The 22,396-nt window shown below is 73.6% G+C and carries 17 protein-coding genes and 2 pseudogenes; 6 read left to right on the forward strand and 13 right to left on the reverse strand.

What is annotated here, in order from left to right; translation table 11 throughout:
* The first annotated feature begins 27 nt into the window (after positions 1-27).
* Positions 28-1,161 (forward strand): FAD-dependent monooxygenase, encoded by a 1,134-nt coding sequence (locus ACIPYS_RS27480; RefSeq protein ID WP_093859765.1) that lies wholly within the window; start codon positions 28-30, stop codon positions 1,159-1,161.
* Between the two features lie 122 nt (positions 1,162-1,283).
* Here the strand turns inward: ACIPYS_RS27480 and ACIPYS_RS27485 are convergent, their stop codons facing one another.
* The 4 genes and pseudogenes from ACIPYS_RS27485 to ACIPYS_RS27500 all read right to left on the reverse strand — a co-directional run.
* A complete protein-coding gene (locus tag ACIPYS_RS27485; protein ID WP_093859766.1) occupies positions 1,284-2,057 on the reverse strand; it encodes a serine hydrolase in 774 nt (257 codons plus the stop codon).
* Positions 2,058-2,198: 141 nt separating this feature from the next.
* Positions 2,199-3,062, reverse strand: coding sequence for a leucyl/phenylalanyl-tRNA--protein transferase (locus ACIPYS_RS27490; RefSeq protein ID WP_400750809.1), 864 nt, complete (start codon positions 3,060-3,062; stop codon positions 2,199-2,201).
* Positions 3,059-6,340 (reverse strand): amino acid adenylation domain-containing protein, encoded by a 3,282-nt coding sequence (locus tag ACIPYS_RS27495; protein ID WP_400751054.1) that lies wholly within the window; start codon positions 6,338-6,340, stop codon positions 3,059-3,061. The genes ACIPYS_RS27490 and ACIPYS_RS27495 overlap by 4 nt, the downstream gene beginning before the upstream one ends.
* Before the next feature lie 132 nt (positions 6,341-6,472).
* Positions 6,473-6,703, reverse strand: a pseudogene (locus ACIPYS_RS27500) (MbtH family NRPS accessory protein); the annotation flags it as partial.
* Positions 6,704-6,831: 128 nt separating this feature from the next.
* Between ACIPYS_RS27500 and ACIPYS_RS27505 the strand changes: the two are divergent.
* Positions 6,832-10,026 (forward strand): putative bifunctional diguanylate cyclase/phosphodiesterase, encoded by a 3,195-nt coding sequence (locus tag ACIPYS_RS27505; protein WP_400750812.1) that lies wholly within the window; start codon positions 6,832-6,834, stop codon positions 10,024-10,026.
* A 95-nt stretch (positions 10,027-10,121) separates the two neighbouring features.
* Here ACIPYS_RS27505 and ACIPYS_RS27510 read toward each other — a convergent pair whose 3' ends face one another.
* The 3 genes from ACIPYS_RS27510 to ACIPYS_RS27520 all read right to left on the reverse strand — a co-directional run bounded on the left by ACIPYS_RS27510 (position 10,122) and on the right by ACIPYS_RS27520 (position 12,695).
* Positions 10,122-11,327 carry a cytochrome P450 gene (locus ACIPYS_RS27510; protein ID WP_400750815.1) on the reverse strand — a complete coding sequence of 402 codons (1,206 nt, stop codon included), beginning with the start codon at positions 11,325-11,327 and terminating at the stop codon, positions 10,122-10,124.
* Between the two features lie 90 nt (positions 11,328-11,417).
* Positions 11,418-11,636, reverse strand: coding sequence for a ferredoxin (locus ACIPYS_RS27515; protein ID WP_093859769.1), 219 nt, complete (start codon positions 11,634-11,636; stop codon positions 11,418-11,420).
* Between the two features lie 456 nt (positions 11,637-12,092).
* Positions 12,093-12,695 carry a TetR/AcrR family transcriptional regulator gene (locus tag ACIPYS_RS27520; protein ID WP_400750819.1) on the reverse strand — a complete coding sequence of 201 codons (603 nt, stop codon included), beginning with the start codon at positions 12,693-12,695 and terminating at the stop codon, positions 12,093-12,095.
* A gap of 94 nt (positions 12,696-12,789) precedes the next feature.
* Here ACIPYS_RS27520 and ACIPYS_RS27525 point away from each other — a divergent pair, with 94 nt between their 5' ends.
* The 3 genes from ACIPYS_RS27525 (at position 12,790) to ACIPYS_RS27535 (ending at position 17,846) form a co-directional block, all read left to right on the forward strand.
* A complete protein-coding gene (locus ACIPYS_RS27525) occupies positions 12,790-13,827 on the forward strand; it encodes an aldo/keto reductase (protein WP_093859770.1) in 1,038 nt (345 codons plus the stop codon).
* Positions 13,828-13,987: 160 nt separating this feature from the next.
* Positions 13,988-15,580 carry a GNAT family N-acetyltransferase gene (locus tag ACIPYS_RS27530; RefSeq protein WP_400750824.1) on the forward strand — a complete coding sequence of 531 codons (1,593 nt, stop codon included), beginning with the start codon at positions 13,988-13,990 and terminating at the stop codon, positions 15,578-15,580.
* A 214-nt stretch (positions 15,581-15,794) separates the two neighbouring features.
* Positions 15,795-17,846 carry a hypothetical protein gene (locus tag ACIPYS_RS27535; protein WP_400750827.1) on the forward strand — a complete coding sequence of 684 codons (2,052 nt, stop codon included), beginning with the start codon at positions 15,795-15,797 and terminating at the stop codon, positions 17,844-17,846.
* Positions 17,847-17,889: 43 nt separating this feature from the next.
* On the opposite strand, the gene ACIPYS_RS27540 is transcribed toward ACIPYS_RS27535, so the two are convergent.
* From ACIPYS_RS27540 to ACIPYS_RS27560, 5 genes and pseudogenes are all read right to left on the reverse strand, one after another.
* Positions 17,890-18,471: a DUF3995 domain-containing protein gene (locus ACIPYS_RS27540; RefSeq protein WP_400750830.1), complete on the reverse strand. Its 582-nt coding sequence runs from the start codon at positions 18,469-18,471 to the stop codon at positions 17,890-17,892.
* 155 nt (positions 18,472-18,626) lie between these two features.
* Positions 18,627-19,277 (reverse strand): annotated as a pseudogene (locus ACIPYS_RS27545) (Scr1 family TA system antitoxin-like transcriptional regulator); the annotation flags it as partial.
* A gap of 80 nt (positions 19,278-19,357) precedes the next feature.
* A complete protein-coding gene (locus ACIPYS_RS27550; protein ID WP_400750833.1) occupies positions 19,358-19,489 on the reverse strand; it encodes a hypothetical protein in 132 nt (43 codons plus the stop codon).
* A gap of 104 nt (positions 19,490-19,593) precedes the next feature.
* Positions 19,594-20,049, reverse strand: a complete 456-nt coding sequence (locus ACIPYS_RS27555; RefSeq protein ID WP_400750835.1) for a hypothetical protein — start codon at positions 20,047-20,049, stop codon at positions 19,594-19,596.
* Between the two features lie 84 nt (positions 20,050-20,133).
* Positions 20,134-21,072 carry a MerR family transcriptional regulator gene (locus tag ACIPYS_RS27560; protein WP_400750838.1) on the reverse strand — a complete coding sequence of 313 codons (939 nt, stop codon included), beginning with the start codon at positions 21,070-21,072 and terminating at the stop codon, positions 20,134-20,136.
* A 37-nt stretch (positions 21,073-21,109) separates the two neighbouring features.
* On the opposite strand from ACIPYS_RS27560, the gene ACIPYS_RS27565 reads away from it, so the two are divergent.
* On the forward strand, positions 21,110-21,349 hold the full coding sequence (locus tag ACIPYS_RS27565; protein ID WP_400750841.1) for a hypothetical protein: 240 nt from the start codon (positions 21,110-21,112) through the stop codon (positions 21,347-21,349).
* A gap of 382 nt (positions 21,350-21,731) precedes the next feature.
* Here the strand turns inward: ACIPYS_RS27565 and ACIPYS_RS27570 are convergent, their stop codons facing one another.
* Entirely contained in the window at positions 21,732-22,208 is a 477-nt protein-coding gene (locus tag ACIPYS_RS27570) for a hypothetical protein (RefSeq protein ID WP_093859782.1), read from the reverse strand.
* Positions 22,209-22,396: the final 188 nt, after the last annotated feature.

The raw sequence follows: 22,396 nt of genomic DNA on the forward strand, positions 1-22,396 counted from the left end.
TCCCACCACACTTGGAGCAACCCCGTCATGACCCCACCCCTGCGCGTCCTCGTCCACGGCGGCGGCATAGGCGGCCTGACCGCGGCCACCGCCCTCGCCCGCCGCGGCCACCGGGTCGACGTCGTCGAGCTGCGCGACGCCCTGGAGGCCCTGGGCGTCGGCATCATCCAGCCGTCCAACGCGCTGCACGTGATGCGCGGGATCGGTGTGCTGGAGCAGTGCCTGGCGGCCGGGTTCGAGTGGGAGGTGCTCACCATCTGCGACCCGGCCGGTGGCATCCTGGCGAAGATCCCGCAGCCGCGGATGGACGGCGCGCCGTCCAACAACGGCATCCCCCGCCCCGCGCTGGCCCGGGTGCTGGGCGAGGCGGCCACCGCCGCCGGGGCGACCCTGCGGTTCGGCACCACGATCACCGAACTCGCCGACGAGGGCGAGGAGGTGGCGGTCACCCTGAGCGACGGCAGCAGCGGACGCTACGACCTGGTGGTCGGCTTCGACGGCATCGGCTCGCCGCTGCGCAAGCGGCTCTACGGCGAGAAGTACGCGCCCGAGTACACCGGCTTCGCCAACTGGCGGGTCACCCTGCCGCGTTCGCCCGAGGTGCAGGGCGTGGTGATGTCCACCGGCAACCTGAAGGCCAAGGCGCTGCTCACCCCGATCAGCGAGGACCTGATGTACCTGGGCTCGGTGTTCGCCGAGGCCGAGGACTTCCGGCCGGACCCGGAGAACGCCCACGAGCAGCTGCGCGAGCGGCTGGCCGGCTTCGGCGGGCCGATCGCCGAGGCGCTGGCGCAGGTGACCGACCCGGCCGCGGTGGTCTACTCGCGGATCTCGCAGGTCACCGTCGAGGAGCCGTGGCACGTCGGCCGGGTGGTCCTGGCCGGCGACGCGGCGCACGCCTCCACCCCGCACCTGGCCCAGGGCGCGGCGATGGCGGTCGAGGACGCGCTGGTCCTCGCCGAGAGCCTGGACGCGGCGGAGACGGTCCCGGCCGCGCTCGCCGCCTGGGAGGAGCGCCGCCGCCCGCGCGCCATGTGGGTGCAGGCGCTGTCCCGCGCGATCCTCAAGCAGGAGACCGGCACGCCGACCACGCCGGAGGAGGACGAGCTGCTGAAGGTCGGCATCCCGGGTGCGGCGCACTTCCTGGTGAAGCCGTACTGACCCGTACTCAGCCGTGCTCAGCCGTAATGAGCCGTACCGAGCCGGACCGACGGGCCGGCTCTCCGACGGTCGGACGGCCGCCGGTCGACAGCCTTCGGGCATCGGCCGGCGGCCACCGGGCGTCAGTCGGCGGCCACCGCGCCGGTGATCGTGTGTCGGCGGGACCAGACCGCCGCCGAGACCCGGGCCACCAGCCGCGCCGCCGGATCGTCCTCCGCGCCGTCCGCGCCGGAGGCCAGCGGGCCGGTGTAGCAGACCGCCAGCAGGTAGGGCGGGCAGTCCCCGGGCCGCACCAGGCCCACGCAGTGCCGGGCACCGGGGATCCAGCCGTTCTTGAACGCCACCGGCGTCCCCGGCGGCAGTCCGGCGGCGAGGTCGACCCGGAACGCGTTGCGCTCCAGCAGCGCGAGCAACTCCGGTTCCCCGGCCAGGGACTGGAGCAGCCGGACCAGATCGCGGGCCGTCACCCGGTTGTGCAGACCGGCGTCCCGCGCCGGATAGTCCTCGATCCCGCGCGGACTGCCGCTCCGGGTGGCGCCCGCGTGCCGCCAGACCTCCGCGACGGCCTCGTGGCCGGCCCGGGCGAGGCAGAGATTGGTGGCGAGGTTGGACGAGTGGGTGATCATCCGCTCGGCGAGCAGGCCCAGTGGGGCGGTGCCGCCGAGCAGGCCCCAGGGGACGGGGTCGCTGTCCCGGTCCGGGTCGTTGGCGAACCGCCCGCCCGCCCGCGACGCGAAGGAGTTCACCACCGGCACGGCCTCGTCGGGGTCGGCCCCGGCGCGGTGCAGGGCGGCCAGGACGGCGACCTTCATCGTGCTCGCGGCCTCGTGCGGCTCGTCCCCGCCCCGCTCGAACACCGGTTCCCCGCCCCAGGGGGCGACCACTACCGACAGCATGCCCGCCACCGTGCCCACCGGTCCCCGCCCCGAAACCGGTCGGCCGGACGCGCGGACCACCGCTCACCGACACCGAGGCCGACACCTGCACCTGCACCTGCACCGCGCGCCGTGGCCGCCCGCGCACCGCGCAGCGACGCGTCAGCCGCCACCGGCGCTCGCGGCGGGCCCGTGGCCGCGCCCGTGCCGGTGCCCGGGCGGCCACGGCGGGCGGGGCTGCGCGGGGGCCAGCCGGACGGCCGGGAGCCGGGCGGTGTCCAGCGGCGCCACCGGGCCGGTCCCGGCGGCGAGCGCGGCGAGGTAGCGCTCCCGGGGCTGCGGCGCGGCGCCGAGGGAGCGCACGTGCGGGGAGTCCCACTGGGCGTCCAGCAGGAGCCCCCCGGCGGCGGCGAAGCGGGCGGCGAGGTCGGCGACCGCCACCCGGGCGGCGTCCGGGCGGCGGTGGAACATCGAGTCCAGGCTGAGCACCGGCCCGGCCGCGACCCCGAACACCCCTCCGACCAGCTCCCCCTCCTCCCACACCTCGACGCTGTGGGCCGCTCCCAGCCGGTGCAGCGCGGTGAGCGCCTCCCGCAGGTCCCGGGTGAGCCACGGGGGTTCGCGGCCCTCGGCGCAGGCCGCGAGCACCTGCTCGAAGGCGGCGTCGGCGGTGGTCGACCAGTCCAGCCGGTTGCGCAGCAGGCGGGAGAGCTTGCGGCCGAGGCGCACGCCGTCGGGGGCGAGGACGGGGCGGGGATCGGGCGACCACCAGGCGAGCGCGTACGGGTCGGCGTCCGCGGCCCCCGGCAGCAGGACGATCCGGCCGGCCTCCACCGCCTCCTCGTGGCGGGCCTCGTTGAAGGCGCTCGCGTAGTCGTCGGCGGCCGGGAGCGGGAACAGCCCGTACCGGTAGGCGGCGAGCAGGGTGCCCGGCGCGAGATCGCCGCCGAACGCCGCCGGTCCGTCGGCGGGGGCGCGGGCGACGTCCACCGCCGCGAAGAGCTCCTCGGGGGTGGTGGCGGTCATCGCACCGCCCGGAGCGGCGAGGTGCCGAGCGGCGGGGAGAGGAAGCCCTCCGCCGTCAGCCGGTCGAGGTAGAAGTCCAGCAGGCCGCCGTCGACGGCGGGCAGCACCACGCCGCTGCCGGCCAGGGCGTGTTCGGTGTTGGCCCGGTCGAAGCGCGGGAAGGTGGGGCGGAAGTACATCTCGCTGATGGACAGTCCGGTGCCGGGCACGCGGTCGACGAACAGCGGTACGAACGGCGTCATCGGGTGGGTGGGGTGCCCGGCGGCGAACCGGACCAGGCCCTGCACCCACTGCTCGTACGGGACTTCCTCGACGGGGTGGCCCCGGGCGCGCAGCCGTTCGGCGAGTTCGGGGAGCCCGGCCGGTGCGGGCGAGGTCAGGTGGTAGACCTCGCCGATGGCGGGTGCGTGGGTGACGATGTGGCAGATCGCGCGGCTGAACCGGTCGGCCGGGACGAAGTCCAGGGGCAGCCGGACATCCGGGCAACTCCCGCTCTCGGCCATGTACTTGATCAGCGCGCACATCTCGGTGCCGGTGTTCATCACGCCGGTGCGGAGGTCGCCGGTGACGTCGTTGGTGCGCAGCACGGTGACCGGCAGCCCGGCCTCGGCGGCGTGGTGGAGGAGCTGTTCGGCGACGAACTTGCTCTCGACGTAGCCGACGGCGAGCCGGTCGGCGTGGTCGAGCGGGGTGCGTTCGGTGACCTCGGCGATGCCCGCCGCGCCGAAGCCCGCCACCACCGCGAGGGTGGACAGGTAGTGGACGGGGATGCCGCGCGAGTGCCCGGCGAGCCGGACGATCTCGCGGGTGCCGTCGACGTTGGCGCCGCGCAGCTGGTGGTAGGGGTAGATGAAGTTCACCAGGCCGCCGAGGTGGTGGATCGCGTCCAGGGTGTTGGCGAGGTGTTCGAAGCGCTGCTGGGTGAGGCCGAGCAGGGGTTCGGCGAGGTCGCCGACGAGCGGGACGACGCGGCGGTCGGCGAGGTCCTGGCGGAGGAAGCGCTGCTGGGCGGCGCGGAGACGTTCCAGGGCGTGTTCCTCGTCGGGGGCGCGGACCAGGCAGTGGATGCGGGCGTCGGTGGTGTGCAGCAGGGCGTCGAGCAGGTGGGCGCCGCAGAAGCCGGTGGCGCCGGTGAGCAGGATCTCGGTGGGTTCGGCGCGGGAGGGCGCGGGGCTCCAGGACTGCCGGACGGGTGTGTCCAGGCGGGCCTCGGCGGCCCAGTCGACGGCGGTCTCGCCGCTGCCGTCGACCGGGGCGCCACCGTGCCCGCCGTCGTGGTCGTGGCCGCTGCCCGCGGTGCCGCCGTCCGCGGTGCCCTCGGCCCGGGCCGGGCCGCCGGTGCGGGCGGCGAGGGTGTCGGCGGCGAAGGCCCTCAGGGTGGCGTCGCGCAGCAGCGAGCGGGTGAGGAAGCGGATCCGGGTGACGTCGATGCCGAACATGATCCGGGCACGGGCGAGCATCTCCATCGCGAGCAGGGAGTTGCCGCCGAGGTCGAAGAAGTCGTCCTCGGGCCCGACCTGCTCGACGCCGAGGAGCTCGGACCACAACTGGGCGACGCCCACCTCGACGGCGGAGGCGGTGCCCCCGGCCGGGGCCGAGCCGTTCGGGGAGGCGGAGCCCGCCCCGGCCCCGGCCCCCGCCCCGGCCCGGCGGGCGCCGGCCGGGTCGCCGCCCCCGGCCGCGTCCCGTCCGTCCCGGCCGCCCCGGCCGTCCCGCCGCTGCAACTGGGGGACGGCGTCGGGCAGCCGGCGGCGGTCGATCTTCCCGGCCGCGGTGAGCGGCATGCTGTCGAGCAGCACGAAGTCCGCCGGGACCATGAAGTCCGGCAGCCGTTCGGCCAGGTAGGAGCGGATCCGCCCGCGCCGGGCGTGCGGTCCGGAGGCTGCACGCGCGGTGAGCGTGTAGTAGGCGATGAGGACGCGGCTGCCGTCGGCGCTGCCCTCGGCGGCGACCCGGGCCTGCCGGACGTCGGGGTGAGCGGCGAGCACGGACTCGACCTCGGCGGGGTCGACCCGGTGGCCGCGGACCTTCAGCTGGTCGTCGAAGCGGCCGAGGATCTCCAGGTTGCCGTCCGCCCGCCAGCGGCCGGCGTCGCCGGTGCGGTACATGCGCTCTCCGGGCTCCGGCGCGTACGGGTCGGGCAGGAACGTCTCCGCGGTCAGCCCGGGCGCCCGCCAGTAGCCCCGGGCGAGGCCCGGGCCGCCGAGGTGGATCTCGCCCTTCTCGCCGGGCGGCACCGGGCTGAGCCGGGCGTCCAGCAGGTGCAGCCGCACCCCGGGCAGCGGCCGCCCGATCGGGACCGGCGCGGCGGACGGATGGCCGGGACCGGCGTGCTGCGCCCCGGGCTCCAGCACCTCCGCCGTGAGCTCGCAGAGCGTGGAGGTCACGGCGGCCTCGGTCACCCCGTAGGCGTTGACCAGCCGGACCCCCGGCAGCCGCTCCAGACAGGCCCGGCAGTCGTCGGCGTGCACGGTGTCGCCGCCCACGATGATCAGTCGCAGGCCCTCCGGCGCGGGACCGCCCGGCGGGAACAGGCCGAGCAGGTGGTGCCAGTACGCGGGCGTGAGGTCGGCGACGGTCAGCCGCAGCTCGCGCATCCGGTGCGCCAGCTCGGTGGGCGCCCAGGTACGGGCGCCGCCGAGCACCAGGGTGGCCCCCGCGGCCAGCGTCGCGAAGACCTGTTCCAGCGAGGTGTCGAAACCGAGTGCGGCCAGTTGGAGCACGCGGTCGCGCGGAGTGAGCCCGTAGGCGTGGACCACCCGGCCCAGGGTGAAGACCAGCGCCCGATGGGTGACCGGCACGCCCTTCGGGGTGCCGGTGGTCCCCGAGGTGTAGATCAGGTAGGCGAGGTCGTCCGGCCCGGCCGGGTCCTCGCCCGGGTCGAGGCCCCCGCGCCCGCCCGCGTCGAGACCCTCGCCCGTTCCGCCGTCCGGCGTCACCGTCCGCACCCCCGGGAAGGGGCGCCCGTCCGCCGAGACCACCACGTCCGCCCCGCAGTCCTCGACCAGCCGGGCCAGCCGCCGCCGCGGGTGCGCCGGGTCCAGCGGCAGGAACGCGCCGCCCGCCTTGAGCACGCCGAGCAGGGCGGTCACCAGGTCCGCGCCGCGTTCCAGGCAGACCGGGACGACCCGTTCCGGGCCGACGCCCAGGCCGCGCAGCACGCCCGCCAGCCGGTCACTGCGGGTGTCCAGGTCACGGTAGGTGAGCGTCTCCTCGTCGGTGACCACCGCGACGGCGTCCGGGGCGTCCGCCGCCCGGGCCCGGACGAGCCCGTGCACGGTGCCCTCGGGGCCCGTCCGGCCGGCGTCACCGGCGTCACCGGCGTCGCGACCTCGGCGGCCGACGGCGCTCCCGGGGCCGCCCGGGCCCGTGCCGAGCCCCGGCGCACGCCACTCGCGATCGACGTACCGGCGGCACTCCTCGCGCCCGGCGGGCCCGAAGACCGTCCGCCAACCGCTCGGAACCGTGAAGTCCCCAGGCCAGATCGTATACTGACCGTCCTCGTTGACCAGCACGGCGTGACGTCCGGAGCCCACTCCGGCACGTACACCCCGTGCGCTGTCCGCTGCTTCATCCACCGGCTTGACCTCGTGCTGTAGCGGCAGAATGCTGGGAGGTGCGACATTTCCGACTATACGCACTCAAGGCCCATTTCGAACGTTCGACCGGACCACCCCGGTCCGGCCCGGACGCTCGCGAGCCCCTGCCCGGAAATCCCACCACCCGTCACCTCGGGAGGACGGGGTGATGTCGCGGAGGAGGTAGCTCGTTGACACGTCGGCGCCAACGCCTGATGGCCTGTTACCTGGTGTGGATGGTGGTGTTCACCGGCATCTACTACGCCAATCCCTCCCAGCGGATCATCTGGTGGACGGGCATCGGCCTGGGCGGCGTCGCCGCCATCGTGGTCGGCGTCCGCCTCAACCACCCCTCGCACGCCCGCTACTGGTACCTGCTCGCGCTCGCCAACCTCAGCTTCACGGCGGGCGAGGTGGTCCAGGTGATCCAGATGCAGTTCCTGCATCTGGGCAGCCCGTTCCCGTCCATCGCCGACGGCTTCTACCTGGCCGAGTACCTGCTGTACGCGGCAGGCGTGTTGGGCTTCATCCGCTGGCGGACGGCGCACCAGGACCGGGCCAGCCTGCTGGACGCGCTCATCCTCACCATGGGCCTGGCCCTGCTGGTCTGGATCTACCTGATCCTCCCCTACGCGCGGAACCCCGACCTCGACTGGTTCCAGAAGGCCGTCTCGATCGCCTACCCGCTGGGTGACGTCGTGGTACTGGCCCTGTTGCTCCGTCTGGTCGTACCACGCGGCGGCGTCAGCCGTTCGCTCCAACTGCTCACCGTCGGCACGGTCGGCCTGCTGGTCGCCGACATCGCCTACGGGCTGATCGTGCTGCACGGCAACTGGCACATCGGCACCCCCGTGGACTTCGGCTGGGCCGCCTTCTACACCGCCTGGGGCGCGGCCGCCCTGCATCCGTCCATGGTCGAGCTGACCCGGCCCATCCCCAGCCAGCAGCCGGACCTCGGCCCCGGCCGGCTGGCCCTGCTCACCGCCGCCTCACTGATCGCGCCGACCATCCTGATGATCGAGGCCGGCGCGGGCAACACCAGCAACGCCGGGGTGATCGGCGCCTTCTCCGCCCTGATCTACCTGCTCGTGCTCGCCCGGCTGGCGGTCGTGGTCCGGGCCCGCCGCCAGGCCGTCGCCCGGGAACGCGCGCTGCGGCTCGCGGGCTCCGCCCTCACCTCCGCCGTCACCGTCGAGGAGGTCGCCGACGCCGTCCAGGCCGCCGCCTCCACCCTGATGCCGACCGAACCCGGCCATGTCGCGCTGCTCGCCGTCACCGAGGGCGGCGTCCTGCACGTGCGGCACGCCGAGCGCGGCGCCGGCCGTCACCTGCTCGGCGCCGAGCACGACTCCGACGAGGTGCTCGCCCTCGCCGCCTACCGGGAGACCAGGCTGCTGTCCGTCGAGGACATCGGCAACGACCTCGCCACCCGGCTGGACGGCATGCCGAGCGCCCTGCTGTGCCCGCTCACCCTGGCCGAGCGCCCGTCCGGGGACCCGCTGATCGGCGCCCTCATCGTCACCGGCACCGAGCAGGAGCTGACCAGCCTCTGGGGCTCGCTGGAGATCCTGGCCGGCCAGGCCGCGTTCGCCGTCGAGCGGGTCATGCTGAGCCAGGAGATCACCCGACGGGACAGCGAGGCCTACTTCCGCACCCTGGTGCAGAGCGCCAGCGACGTCATCCTGATCCTCAACGGCGACGACTCCGTCCGCTACGCCTCGGGCTCCTCCGCCGAGCGCGTCCTCGGCTACCCCAGCCTCTCCGGCACCCTGATCACCGACCTCGTCCCGACCGAGGACAGCCGGTCGGTCGGCAAGGCGCTGGCCCGGATGCGCAGCCGGGACGCGAGCCTCCCCGCCGCGCGCTCCGGCCGTTCCGGACTGGACACCCAGCGCGACCACTGGCGGCTGCTGCGCGCCGACGGCACCCCGATCGAGGTCGAGGTGCACGCCAACGACCTGCGGGCGGATCCGACCGTGGGCGGGCTGGTGCTCACCCTGCGCGACGTCACCGAGCAGCGGCAGATGGAGCGCGAGCTGACCCACCGGGCCTTCCACGACTCGCTGACCGGCCTGGCGAACCGGGTGCTGTTCCTCGACCGGGTCGGCCACGCGCTCTCCCGGGGCGAGCGCAGCGGCGCCGTCACCGGGGTGCTCTTCATCGACCTGGACGACTTCAAGATGGTCAACGACACCCAGGGGCACGCGGTCGGGGACGAGCTGCTGATCGCCGTCTCGCTGCGGGTGTCGACGGCGCTGCGGACCTCGGACACGGCGGCGCGGCTCGGCGGCGACGAGTTCGCGGTGCTGGTGGAGGACGCGCTGGAGCCGGCCGACGTCGGGGCGCTCGCGGACGGCGTGCTGGCGGCGTTCGCCGAGCCGTTCCGGCTGAGCGCGGGCGCGGTGCGGGTGTCGGCCAGCATCGGGGTGGCGACGACGGAGGACAGTGTGGACGCCACCGAGCTGCTGAGCCACGCGGACCTGGCCCTGTACTCGGCGAAGTCGGCGGGCAAGCGGCAGTGGTGCCACTACCAGCCGTCGTTGCAGGCGGGCCTGGTCGCGCGGCACGAGCTGAACGAGAACCTGGACTCGGCGATCGCCGAGTCCGCGTTCCGGCTGTACTACCAGCCGATCGTCGACCTGGCCTCGGGGGCGCTGGTGGCCTTCGAGGCACTGGTGCGCTGGCCGCACGACCGGCGCGGCATGGTGCTGCCGGACGAGTTCATCGCCCTCGCCGAGGAGAGCGGCCAGATCGTGCCGCTCGGCGCCTGGGTACTGGAACGCGCCGCCCAGGAGACCGCCGCCTGGCACGCCACCAGCTCCGCCGCCCGCGCCGCCGCCGGCCTCCCGCCGCTGCGGGTCAACGTCAACGTCTCGGCCCGCCAGTTCCGCGACGCGGGCTTCGTGGACGTCGTGCGCGGTGCGATCCGCTCCTCCGGGATCCAGCCGCAGTCGCTGGTCCTGGAGCTGACCGAGTCCGTCCTGATGCGCCGCGACGACCGCGTCCACACCGACATGCGCACCCTGGGCGACCTCGGTGTCGGCATCGCCATCGACGACTTCGGCACCGGCTACTCCTCGCTCTCCTACCTGCGCGAGTTCCCGATCTCGATCCTGAAGATCGACAAGTCCTTCATCGACGGACTCAGCCTCTCCCAGCAGCAGTACGCCCTGGTGGAGGGCATCACGAGGATCGCCGACACCCTGGGCGTCCAGGTCATCGCCGAGGGCATCGAGCACCCGGACCAGCGCGACCTGCTCGCCGCCATGGGCTGCCCCCTCGGCCAGGGCTACCTCTTCGCCCGCCCGCTCACGCCCGACCAGGCCCGCGCCTTCATCGAACAGCACACCGCCCCGGTCGACCGGCCCGGCGTCCCGCCCAACTAGGACGCGGGCCGGCCGATCATGCGGCTGTCACCTGCTCCGCCCTCTGTTCCGGGCACGGGGCGGTGCTCCCGGTCGGGTGCTCCCCCGGGCCCCGCTCACCAGGTCACGGGCAGGGTCCGCATCCCGTAGATGAACGACTCGGTACGGAACTCGCGCTCGCCGGCCGGCCGCAGCCCCGGCAGCCGGCGGAACAGCGTCTCCAGGGCGATCTGGAGTTCGGCGCGGGCCAGCGGCTGGCCCAGGCACTGGTGCACGCCGAATCCGAACGCCAGGTGCCGCCGGGCGTCCCGGCCCAGGTCCAGCTCGTCCGTCGCCCGGTGGCCGGCGCCGCCGAACACCGCCTCGTCCCGGTTGGCGGTGGAGAGCAACGCCATCACGCCCTCCCCGGCCCGGACGGTGACGCCGCCCAGCTCCACGTCCTCCAGCGCCACCCGGGGCAGGCCGGTGTGCACGATGGTCAGCAGCCGCAACAGCTCCTCCACCGCGCCCGGCAGGGTGGCCGGGTCGGCCAGGTGGGGGATCTGCTCGGGGTGCTCCAGCAGCAGCGCGGTCGACAGCGCGATCATGTTCGCGGTCGTCTCGTGCCCGGCGACCAGCAGCAGCACGGCCGTGCTGGCCACGTCCTCCGGGGTCAGGTCGTCCCGCGCCGCGAGCCGGCTCAGGACGTCGTCCTCCGGCTGTGCGCGCTTGCGGGCCGTCAGGTCGCGCAGGTAGTTCCAGACCCCCTCCTGGGCCTCCCGGAGCTGCTCCACGGTGCTGTCCCGGCTGAGCATCGTGCGACTCAGGCTCTGGAAGCGGTCGTGGTCCTCGTACGGCACGCCGAGCAGCAGGCAGATCACCAGCGAGGGCACCGGCAGTGCGAAGTCGGTGACCAGGTCGGCCGTGGTCCGGCCCTCGGTCATCCGGTCCAGTGCCCCGTCCACGATCCGCTGGATCTCCGGGCGCAGCGTCTCCACCCGCTTGACCAGGAACTCCCCGGTGATCATGCGGCGCTGGCGGGCGTGCTCGGGGTCGTCGAGCCGCAGGAAGTCCGGGTTGTCGGTGATCAGCTCGCGAGCGCCGGCGACCAGCAGCGGGAAGGCCGGGTGGCGGATGTCGGCACTGAACCGGCGGTCGGACAGCACGGTGCGGACCTCGGCGAAGCCGGTGACCAGCCAGCAGAGGTCGCCGTCGGGCAGTTCGGCCCTGGTCATCGGCCCGGTGGCGGCGGCCTCGGGGTACGCGGGCGGCGGGCCGAACGGGCAGCCGTCGGAGTGCCGGGCCGGCAGCGCGAGGACGGGCGTGGTGGGTGCGGCGGTCACAGCGGGGGTCTCCTCGTGTCGCGGGTGTTCTCGTGAGGTTCGGGGCGCGGGAAGGTTCCCGGCGGCCCGCGGGGCCGGCGGCGGGGTCCGTCAGGCCCCGGTCCGCGCGGGCTCGTCCCCGGTGACGGTGATCGCCAGGCCCGGACAGAGCTCGGCGGCGGTCCTCACGTCGTCGAACTGCTCGGGCAGCAGCACGACCTGACGGAGTCTCACCAGACCGTCCCGGTCGTCCTGGTCGAAGACCGCGGGGGCGTTCGTCACGCACAGTCCGGAGCTGCAGCAACGGTCCCGGTCGACGCTCACCTGCATGTCGGGCTCCTTTCGCCAGGGCGGCGCCGGCTGCCCGGCGGCCGCCTCTCGTTGTCGTGGTCGGCCCGGCCGCCGCCGGTCCGCTCACGGAGGCGCACGGTGGCCGGATCCTGTTCCCGGCAGTCGCGATCACCGCGCCCCGTGACGGTGTGCCGCCGGTCCGGCCCGCTTCGGTGTGGCCGCACCCACCCGATGACCGGCACAAATGATCCGCTGCCGGGTGTTTCTGACGGCGGATCCGGTACGGATCGCCACAGCCCTGGGACGATCACGTGCCCCGATACTGCGACATGCCCCGGCCACCGGGAATACGCGGAGGGCAGGTCTGCGCACATGGACAGAAGGTGTCTGCCCGTGCGTGCAGAGAGCACCCGCGCGGAGCGGACGAATCGTCAACAATTCTTCTGAAAACGGTTGTTAGCGCAACGCTCCGCCCTCCCCCGCACCCCGGCGGGATCAGGCGCGGCGGAAGGCGCCGGCCCGGGCGGCGGCGAGGGCGGCGGCTGCGGCGCGGTCGGCGGTCGCCTCGTCGAGGGGATCGGGGGTGGTGAGCATCCGGTAGTAGAGGGGCGCCGAGACGGCGCGGACGACCTCGACGGGGTCGGTGTCGGGCGGGAGTTCACCGCGGTCGACGGCTTCGGTGACACACGGGGCCCACTCCTGCACCCGGACGCGGTAGAAGCGGTGCAGGGCCGCGGCGGCGTCGGGGTCGCAGGCGGCGGCGACGAGGACGGCGCGGAAGAGGGCACCCTGCCGGGGGTCGGCGAGGGTGCGGGCGACCAGACGGGCGTTGCCGCGGAGGTCCTCGGCGAGGGAGCCGGTGCGGGCGCGCGGGAGGGACTGTTCGGCCATGTCGGTGAGCAGGTCGGCGAGCAGGGCGCCGACCGAGCCCCAGCGCCGGTAGACGGTGGTGCGGCCGACCTCGGCGCGGCGGGCGACGTCGCCGAGGTCGAGCCCGGCGAACCCGGCCTCCACCAGGGCGTCCTCGGCGGCCTTGAGGACGGCGGTGCGGACGCGGGCGGTCCGGCCGCCGGGGCGCTGCATGTCCGAGGGCGTCATTAACGGGATTCCTGTTCCATTAGTAGTGAGGGTGGTGCTAGGGTCGGGACATCTTAACGGCATCACAGTCCCGTTAGCGAGAGGAAGATCCCCCATGGAGTACCGCCGCCTCGGCGCGTCCGGCCTCAGCGTCCCCGCACTCTCCCTCGGCACCGGCACCTTCGGCGGCCGCGGCCCCCTGTTCGGCGCCTGGGGGACCACCGACGAGACCGAGGCCCGCCGCCTGCTGGACATCGCCATCGACGCCGGTGTCACCCTGTTCGACACCGCCGACGTCTACTCCGACGGCGCCTCCGAGGAGGTCCTCGGCCGGGCCGTCAAGGGCCGCCGCGACCAGGTGCTGATCTCCACCAAGGCCGGCCTGCCCACCGGCGACGGCCCCAACGACGCCGGCACCTCCCGCGCCCGGCTCACCACCGCCGTCGACGCCGCCCTGCGCCGCCTCGGCACCGACCACCTCGACCTCTTCCAGCTGCACGCCTACGACGCCGCCACCCCGGTCGAGGAGGTGCTCGGCACCCTGGACGAGCTGGTCCGGGCCGGCAAGGTCCGCTACACCGGCGTCTCCAACTTCTCCGGCTGGCAGCTGATGAAGTCCCTCGCCGCCGCCGACCGCGACGCCCGCCCCCGCTACGTCGCCCACCAGGTCTACTACTCCCTGGTCGGCCGCGACTACGAGTGGGAGCTGATGCCGCTCGGCCGGGACCAGGGCGTCGGCGCCCTGGTGTGGAGCCCGCTCGGCTGGGGCCGCCTCACCGGAAGGATCCGCCGCGGCGCCCCGGTCCCGCCCGGCAGCCGCCTGCACGACACCGCCGACTACGGTCCGCCGGTCGAGGACGGGCTGCTGTACGACGTGGTGGACGCGCTGGACGCGATCGCCGCCGAGACCGGGCGCACCGTGCCCCAGGTGGCGATCAACTGGCTGCTGCGCCGCCCCACCGTCTCGTCCGTCATCATCGGCGCCCGCAACGAGGAGCAGCTGCGCCAGAACCTCGGCGCGGTCGGCTGGGAACTGACGGCGGAGCAGGTCGCCCGGCTGGACGCGGCGAGCGTGCGCACCGCGCCGTACCCCTACTTCCCGTACCGGCGTCAGGAAGCCTTCGCCCGGCTGAACCCGCCGCTCGTCGGGTGACCGGGCGGACGGGGGCGGGCGAGCAGGGGGCGGCACGGCCGGGCGGGGGCGGGGCACGGCCGGGCGGGGGCGGCTGGGAGGCAGAGGCGTCGGCGAACGGCCCGCAGAAGTTAACACGACTGCCATGTGGCAGTTCTGCCACTTCCTTAGCGTCGCCCGCATGACGCCTTCCGCGAACCCTGCCCCGAGCCCCGTCGCCCCGGACGCCACCGCCCCCGGCGACGTCCACGTCGTCCGCGTCGTCCAGTTCTCCGACACCCACTTCCGCGCCGCCCCCGGCGCCCGCTCGTTCACCGCCCACGAGCCCGAGGACGGCCTCGCGGCCGTGCTCGCCGACGCCGCCCGCGCCGTCGAGGAGGCCGCAGCGGTCGTCGTCACCGGCGACCTGGCCGACCTCGGCGAGCCCGCCGCGTACGAGCGGCTGGGCGAGGCGCTCGACCCGCTGCCCGCCCCCGTCTACTGCCTGCCCGGCAACCACGACCGCCAGGACCCGCTCCAGGCCTGCCTGCCCCGCCCCAATGTGCACCTGGAACCCGCCGTCCGGATCGAGAACTGGCTGCTGCTGCTCCTGGACACCAACGCCGACGGCCGCGAGTCCACGGCCGACGGCGGCCACCGCGACCGCGAGGACCGGGTCCACGCGGCCTCGCAGCCGAACCTGACCCCGGTCGAGGCGGCGCGCGCCCGCGCGATCCTCACCGCCGCCCGGGCGGAGCACGTGTTCCTCTGGCTCCACCAGCCGCCGCTGCCCGAGACCGCCCCGGCCGCCCAGGGCGACAGCGAACTCGCGCTCCTCGTCCGCGACTTCCCGGCGATCCGGGCGATCGGCGCGGGCCATCTGCACGGCGACCTCTCCGGCACCTTCGAGGGGCGGCCGGTGTACGTGTGCCCGTCCAGCTTCATGAGCATCGACACGGAACTGCGCCGCCTCGACGGCCCCGGCTACCGCACCTACCTGCTGCACCCCGACGGCCGGGTCGAGACCGAGGTCCGCACCGTACCGGGCCCGCTGACCGACGCCATGCGGGCCACCCCGCTGCCCGCCTTCCTCGCCGACCTGCTGAGCGGCCGCGCCACGCCCGAGGAGCTCGCGGCGCTGGACGACGCGCAGTTCGAGGCGCGCTACGGCGAGCCCCGCCCGATGGCCCGGGCGCGGTCCGGCCGGACCGGCCGGACCGGCGGCGAGGCCGCCGGCGGGACCCGCAAATCCACTTGTCGTCGCAGGTCGGGACGGTGCATGGTCATTGCCATGATCGAACTCCGCACCCTGACCTCCGACGACTGGCCGCTCTTCCGCGAGCTGCGCCTCGCCGCCCTGGCCGAAGCCCCCTACGCCTTCGGCTCCCGCCTCGCCGACTGGCAGGGTGAGGGCGACCGGGAGGAGCGCTGGCGCTCCCGGCTGGAGATCCCGGGCGCCCTCGACCTCGTCGCGCTCGTGGACGGCGAACCCGCCGCGATGGCCACCGGGGTACCGGCGGACGGGCACGCGGAGCTGATCTCGATGTGGGTCGGCCCGAAGGCCCGGGGACGGGGCGCCGGGGCCCGGCTGATCGGCGAGATCGAACGCTGGGCCGTCGAACGGGGCTTCCCCGTCCTGCGCCTCGCGGTGATGCCGCACAACCCGCACGCCATCGCCCTGTACGAGCGCTGCGGCTTCACCGACACCGGCGAGCCGGGCGACCTGCTCCCGGACGGCGTCTCCCGCGAGTTGGTGCTGGCCAAGCCGCTGCCCGCCGCCGCGCCGTCTCTCTGAGCACCTGCGGCCGGTCCGCCTCGACTCTCCCAACTACCTTGTGTTTCACCGCAGTTCACGTGTCCGTTCCGGCCAGACGGCGGCCGGTTCGGGCCAGCTCCGGGAAATCGTGGCACCCGGACGACCGAGCGGTGCCTACGGTCGAGGAGCCTGTTGGCATCCCTTCCGTCGTCAGCCCGCACCTCGCGCACCGCCGAGCCAGGGAGTCCGTACTGTGCCGTCCTTGCTGCACTACGAGATCGTCGCGGATCCGACATCACTCCGAGCATCGCTCCCGAACGAGCCCTCCGTGGGGACGGTGTACCTGATCGTCTCCAACACCCACCAGGCCCAGGTGGAGTGGGACTACATCGACGTGGCCCTGCCGCTGCTCGCCCAGTCCTCCGACCTGACCGACACCCCCTCGGCGGTCACCGCCACCATCGAGCGGACGTACAACAACCCCTGGGACGACCCGCTGGAGTTCACCTGGGACGCCGCGAACAACTGCTTCCGGGCCCGGCTCTCCCAGGCGCGGCCGTCCACCCGGCAGTTCGCGCTCCTGGACGCCCACGGCGCGCTGGTGCTGAAGCTGGAGAACATCCCGGTCGCCGAGGGCGCCGGCCTGAGCCTGCTGGAGATCCGCGAGCGGTCCGGCGGCGGGGACGACAACCTCGCGATGCGGCAGGACCACTACACCACCCACCTCGGGCTGGCGAAGCAGACCCCGCGCGTCCCGCGCAACTTCCGCCCGGACAAGTCCCTGCTGGACACCGACGCGGGCGAGCAGCTCGTGCTCCGCTGGGACGGCCCCAACGGCCTCGACTACGCGATCCTCGACCAGACCGGCACCGAGGTCCACAGCGAACCGGCGGTGGCGGGAGCCGCTCCCGCCCACCAGGAGTACTCCTGGACCACCGCCGCCCCGAAGCGCGGCACCACCTACACCCTGGTCGCGAAGGCCGCCGGCGGCGGGCCGCAGCGCGGCTACTTCCTCACCACCACCGTGCACGCGGTGGTCCCCGAGTTCGCGGGCGGGACCCGCACCCCGTGGGTGGAGGGCGTCGCGAACAAGGGCCGGCTGACCCTGACCGCCGACGGCGCGGACGTCCGGACCCCGGCCGGCGACCTGGGCCGGATCACGGCCGACAAGGCCGACGTCGACAACGTGACGACGAGGGTGGTCCAGGGCCGCACCGACACCGCCGGCTGGCTCACCTTCCCGGACCGCGGCGTCAACGTCTTCCACGGCCACGACAGCACCCCCGGCGTCCTCACCGCCGGCCGCGTCGACGCGGACGGCGTCAACACCACCTGGGCGGGCAGCCGCGACGCCGGAAAGGGCTGGCTCGACTTCACCCAGCCCGGCGCCACCCTCCACAAGGACGGGAACCAGGACCTCGGCACCCTCACCGCGGAGAAGGTGGACGTCAACGGCATCAACACCACCTGGGTCGGCGACCGCGACGCCGGGAAGGGCTGGATCGGCTTCCCGCAGTCCGGCATCGACGTCCGCAAGGACGGCGGCCAGGACTGGGGCACCGTCGCCGCCGACAAGGCGGACCTGAACGGCATCAACACCAAGTGGGTGCAGGGCCGCAGCACTTCGGACGGCTGGATCGAGTTCCCCGCCGAGGGCGTCCGCGTCCTGCGCGACGGCGGCCACGACCTCGGCACCGTCATCGCCGACAAGGCGGACCTGAACGGCCTGAACACCAAGTGGGTCGGCGACCGCGACGGCGGCCACGGCTGGATCGGCTTCCCCCAGGACGGCATCGACATCCGCAAGGACGGCGGCCAGGGGTGGGGCACCGTGCACGCCGACAAGGCCGACGTCGACGGCATCAACACCAAGTGGGTGCAGGGCCGCAGCACTTCGGACGGCTGGATCGAGTTCCCGCCCGAGGGCCTCCGGGTCCTGCGCGACGGCGGCCACGACCTCGGCACCGTCACCGCGGGCAAGGCCGACCTCAACGAACTGCACACCGTCGAGGCCCGGGTCTCGGGCGAGGCGCGGGTGAAGGGACTGCTGACCGCCAGCGGCGGGATGAAGCTCTACCACGACGGCGAGCGGCTGTTCTTCACCATGCCGGACCGGATCATCTTCTACGGCATCAACGAGTTCAAGAAGTGGGTGACCTTCGACCAGGGCGTCGCGATCGCCTTCCAGAACGGCAGCGTCGAGATGACCGAGAAGTACGGCGTCCTGATCCGCGGCGACGTCCAGATCCAGCAGTCCAGGCTCTCCATCTCCACCGGCCATCCGCCGCAGGTCCGCTACCTGTAGCGGCCTGCCGCGCAGGAAGTCGGGCGGTCCGACTTCCTGCGCGTCAGCCGAGGCCCGTGGCCGTGGAGGCCAGGGAGAGGAGGAGGGCGCCGAGGGCGCCGACGGTGGCGAGGAGACGGGTGGGGCGGCGGGCGTCGTAGGCGCGGAGGTATCGGGCGGTCGCGGCGGCGAAGGCGAGGCCACCGGCGATGAACCACGGGCCCCACAAGTAGAGGTACCAACGGGTGAGGCCGGCCAGGTCGGGGGCGACGGTGGCGGCACCGGTCTCGACGAGGATGCCGTGGACGACGAAGAGGCCGCCGTGCCAGACGAGGAGGACGGCCGCACCGCCGCCGCAGAACTCCAGGAAGCGGCCGACCCGTCGGCTCCGGATCCGGGTCAGGCCGAGGCCGATCGCCGCCCCGAGGAGCTTGAGGAGACCGGTGATCCAGAGAACGGCCAGGAACCACGGCACCCGGTCCTGGGCGAGCCGCACCAGCTCGGGCGCCACCGTCGACCGCGCGCCGAAGGTACTCCCCGCCGCCCAGAGGAAGCTGGGCACCGCGAACAGCACCCCCCACACCGCGACCGCGTACCCCCACCGCGCTCCCGGCCGGACGCCCCCCGCACTGCCCTTGATCGCCATGACTCCACGGTGGCGATTCCGGGGACCCGGGGGATCGTCCCCGGGGACGATCCCCCTCCCCCGCGCGAGCCACCCCGGACGGCTTCGACCGCCGCCCTCATCCTGGCGTCGTAGACAGCCACTGCGGCGAAGCGCTCGAAGGTGTCCAGGTAGGTCGCGAGATCCTTGGGATCGCGCGTGGTGATCTCCGAGTGGAACGTCTCGACGATGACGAGGCGGTCGTCGTGGAGACTGAAGCAGGTCATGGGGAAATCCGGCATCCGGGCACCCTGGGGCAGCAGACCGAGAACTACGTTGGGGAGCCGGGAGAGCGACACCAGCCGGTCCAACTGCACAGCCATGACGGTCGAGTCGCAGATCCTCCACCGGAGTACGTGCTCACAGATGAGGAAATGGAAAGACCGGCCGGGATCGTGAAGCGCCTGTTGCCGGGCCAGTCGTGCGGCGATAGTCCGAGTCCGCGATTCCTCGGACAGATCGGGCGAGAGATCGAAGACCGCCGCGATGTACTCCGGAGTCTGGAGCAGCCCTGGAATCAACTGTCCCTGAAAGAGCTTGAGTTCCCGCGTTCTGTCTTCGACGGCCTGGATCGCCTGCTGATGCTTCCAGAAGCCCGTGCGACGGATGAGCCGCCAGGCGGTCTCCTCGGTCGCGGCAGAACGAGCCTGTTCCAGGAACTGTTCCTTCGCCGCGCACGAGACGCCGAGTGCTGTGAGGACGAGATCGACGTCCAGGACACTCGGGAGCACCTTGCCGTGCTCGATCTTGCTCAGCTTGCCCGGAGACATGGAAGCCCTGCGGGCCACCGCGTCTCCGGTCAGTCCCGAGGCATCACGCAGGGCTCGCAGGGCCTTTCCGATGTCGTCGGCAGCGCTCAAGACGGGAGCTACCGCCAGTAGTCGGCGAACGGGGTCGCGTGGGTCTGGGCGATGTTCCGGTAGTAGCTCCCCCATACGCCCGCGGGCACGCGGACGACGCGAAGGCAGTCCAGGTCTCCGGACAGTTTCCGCAGGGCCACTGCTCCTCCTCGTTCCGGCGTCGAGCTGATGCTTCACGCTCGGGCGGCCGGGGCGCAAGGTCATCGGCTTTCCGCTACGGGAAAGCCAGGAGTGCCTCGTGGCGTCAGCCCCGGCCGCTCGCCGCGTTGCGGACGCGGCGGGTGCGGCCGTGCTCCGCGAGCAGGCCCAGGGCGGCGGGGGAGGTGACGAACCGGGCGGTGACCGCCGTGCGCTGGAACCAGTCGGACGCGGTCAGCAGTTCCTCGTCCGTCCAGGGCTCGTCCAGGGCGACCGTCCTGAGCAGGGCCCACTCGCGCAGCCGACGGGCGAGGAAGTCCCGGTCACCGACGACCGCGGCCGTCGCAGCGGCCCAGGCCGGGAACCCGGGACCGGTCAGCAGCTCGGCGGCCCGCCGTTCGAGGTGCTGGTTCACGGCGGCTTCGGCCATGGCCGGATCGTCGTCGCGCAGGACGGCGCTCAACAGGTCGGCCTCCTCCGCCTCCACGACGCCCTCCAGTGCGCGGAGGTAGGAGTGGTAGCGCCGGTGCTCGGGGGGTTCGTCGTCGGGCGGAAGGCTCATGCGGCCATCAGATCACCTCTCACCGTGGAGCTCCCGCGCGGGAAGTCGGGCAGGCCGACTTCCTGCGCAGGGGGCACCCGGCGCCTACGCGCCGCGGGCGCGCAGGGCGGCGGTGAACCAGCCGAACACCGGTGCCAGGCTCGGTGGGACGGGCCAGCCGTTGACGACGGACAGCAGGTGCCAGTAGCGCTCGGCGCGCGGGTCGGCGGCGATGTCCAGGCGGGCCAGCAGCCACTGCCGCAGGTCCGCGTCGTCGGGCCGGTCGAAGGTCCGCGCGTAGGCGGCCGTCAGGGTGTCGACGACGGCGGCGGCCTCGGGCGAGGCCGGGGCGAGGCCGGCGTCGAGTGCGCGGCCGACGGCGTCGCGCACGGCCTCGGTGAGGTCGTGGTGCAGGCCGGTGGTGTCGCCGCGCCCGCGTTCGGCCGCCTGGTACTCGGCCATGCGGCGGACGGCGGCGCGGAAGTCCGGGTCCTGGGTGAGTTCGGCGAGTTCGATCCAGGCGTGGAGCTGCTCGGGCTCTGGGTCGTCGGGGAGTTCGGGCACGGCCGAGCGCATCATGTCGACGAACTCGGCGTTGGCGTCGAGCCCGCCGAAGGTGTCGTCGACGAAGTCGGTGATCAGGCGGCGGCGTTCGTCGTCGGAGAGCTTTGCGAGCTTGTGCATGAGGTCCATTTCCTCGGGAGTGGAGTGGTCGCGTTTCGCTACTGCCCGCAGCACCGCGCGCCGCAGGCGCAGGACGCGGATCTGCGCCTCCAGCGCGTCGGCGTGCGCGGCCGCGACCTCGGTCAGCGAGACCTCGCGGTCCAGCACCCGCCGGACGGCGGCGAGTTCGAGGCCGAGTTCGCGCAGGGTGCGCACCAGGTCGATCCGGGCGAGCGCGTCGAGGTCGTAGAGCCGGTAGCCGGCCGGGCTGCGGTCGGTCGGCGGCACGATCCCGGAGTCCGACCAGAACCGGATGGTCTTGACCGTCAGCCCGGTCCGCCGGGCCAGGTCGCCGATCGTGAAGAGCGTGTCCCCGTCCATGCGCCTACTCTCGCGTCTCCCCCCACGGGAGACTCAAGTGTTCGCCACCAGCGGGCTCCCCGAGTTTCCGCCGATGCCGTTCGCCCGGCCGCTGTCCCGGCTGCTCGCACGCAAGGGCTTCGAGGTGGCCGGAAGCTTCTCGTGCCGGGCGTTCGACACCTGGGCGCCGTTCCGGCCGGTGGGCGGCATCAACAAGCAGCGGCCGGACGACGCGGACCTGGCAGCCGCGCACGCTTTCGCCGCGCGGCTGCTGGACGGGCCGGGACCGACGGCCTGACACGCGCCGTTCCGACGGCCCCGTCAACGCGGTCGGTCCACCCGGTCAGTCAGTCGACCTGGAGCTCGCCCATCCGGCTCCAGCCGGTGGCGCCTTCGCGGGCACACGGACGACGCGAAGGCAGTCCGGGTCTCCGGACACGTTCCGCAGGGCCACTGCTCCTCCTCGTCCCGGCTTCGAGACGATGCTTCACGCTCGGGCGGCCCGGGCGCACGGACATCGGCTTTCCACTACGGGAAAGCCGATAGTGCCGCCTCGCACCGGAAACGCCCCGTACGGCCCTTGATCGACACGGCTCCACCACGTCAGTACCGCAGCGGAGGGGCCTCGTCCGCGCGGACGAGGCCCCTCCCGCGAGAGTCGTCGGCTGGGAGCGGAGAGCCTACGACCCGTCCGGCCCCGAGAGTCCGCCAAGGCTTCCCGGTTCGACGGCGGCATCGGTGGTCGCGGAATCGGCGGCTTCGACGGGGTGCGGATCCACGGACACCGCTGTGGTCACCAGCCGGATGTCGTACTCGGTCCAGCAGTCCGAGATCTCGATGCCGACCTCGCTGCCACAACCGGCGCACAACAGGTTCGGGCCGTCGATCCCGTCCCGCCTGCAGCACCCGTAGAGCCGAGCCGTGTTCGTATGGGGCCGCATCCGCAAGCCGTCCAGCGGGTTGATCACCCAGGTCCTGGTCCCGCCGTCACGGCCGTACGGATCCGGGTCGGCGGCGACGGAACCCTGCGCCATCGTCGACGGGCCGTAGGTGTAATGGCCCCTCCCCTTCACCCGCGCGAGAGGCTGCCACTCGCGCAGTTCCAGCGGAGTCGACAGCGCAGCACCGCACAGCCGGCATCTGAAGACGATCAGCACTCGCGCGTCTCCCCCGTTCGTACCAGCCCTCTTACCTGCAGGCCGTCGGGCAGGCTATCGCGGCGGGAGCGCAATCCACCCTGCGCAGAAAGTCGGGCCGGCCGACTTCCGCGCAGGAGCACCCGCCCCCTACTCGCCCCGGGTGGGTCTCCAGGTGATCTTGACCGGGTGAGTCGACCCCCCGAGGG

Origin of the sequence: Kitasatospora sp. NPDC089913 (genome assembly GCF_044748625.1) — a bacterium.
In the GTDB taxonomy this organism is placed as follows: Bacteria; Actinomycetota; Actinomycetes; order Streptomycetales; family Streptomycetaceae; genus Kitasatospora.

What these genes read in the sequence shown, in the direction of transcription:
- ACIPYS_RS27480 (WP_093859765.1), top strand. Translation starts at nt 28, where the DNA reads ATGACCCCACCCCTGCGCGTCCTCGTCCACGGCGGCGGCATAGGCGGC.
- ACIPYS_RS27530 (WP_400750824.1), top strand. Translation starts at nt 13,988, where the DNA reads ATGACGCCTTCCGCGAACCCTGCCCCGAGCCCCGTCGCCCCGGACGCC.
- ACIPYS_RS27490 (WP_400750809.1), bottom strand. Translation starts at nt 3,062, where the DNA reads ATGACCGCCACCACCCCCGAGGAGCTCTTCGCGGCGGTGGACGTCGCC.
- ACIPYS_RS27485 (WP_093859766.1), bottom strand. Translation starts at nt 2,057, where the DNA reads ATGCTGTCGGTAGTGGTCGCCCCCTGGGGCGGGGAACCGGTGTTCGAG.
- ACIPYS_RS27555 (WP_400750835.1), bottom strand. Translation starts at nt 20,049, where the DNA reads ATGAGCCTTCCGCCCGACGACGAACCCCCCGAGCACCGGCGCTACCAC.
- ACIPYS_RS27515 (WP_093859769.1), bottom strand. Translation starts at nt 11,636, where the DNA reads ATGCAGGTGAGCGTCGACCGGGACCGTTGCTGCAGCTCCGGACTGTGC.
- ACIPYS_RS27525 (WP_093859770.1), top strand. Translation starts at nt 12,790, where the DNA reads ATGGAGTACCGCCGCCTCGGCGCGTCCGGCCTCAGCGTCCCCGCACTC.
- ACIPYS_RS27520 (WP_400750819.1), bottom strand. Translation starts at nt 12,695, where the DNA reads ATGACGCCCTCGGACATGCAGCGCCCCGGCGGCCGGACCGCCCGCGTC.
- ACIPYS_RS27540 (WP_400750830.1), bottom strand. Translation starts at nt 18,471, where the DNA reads ATGGCGATCAAGGGCAGTGCGGGGGGCGTCCGGCCGGGAGCGCGGTGG.
- ACIPYS_RS27560 (WP_400750838.1), bottom strand. Translation starts at nt 21,072, where the DNA reads ATGGACGGGGACACGCTCTTCACGATCGGCGACCTGGCCCGGCGGACC.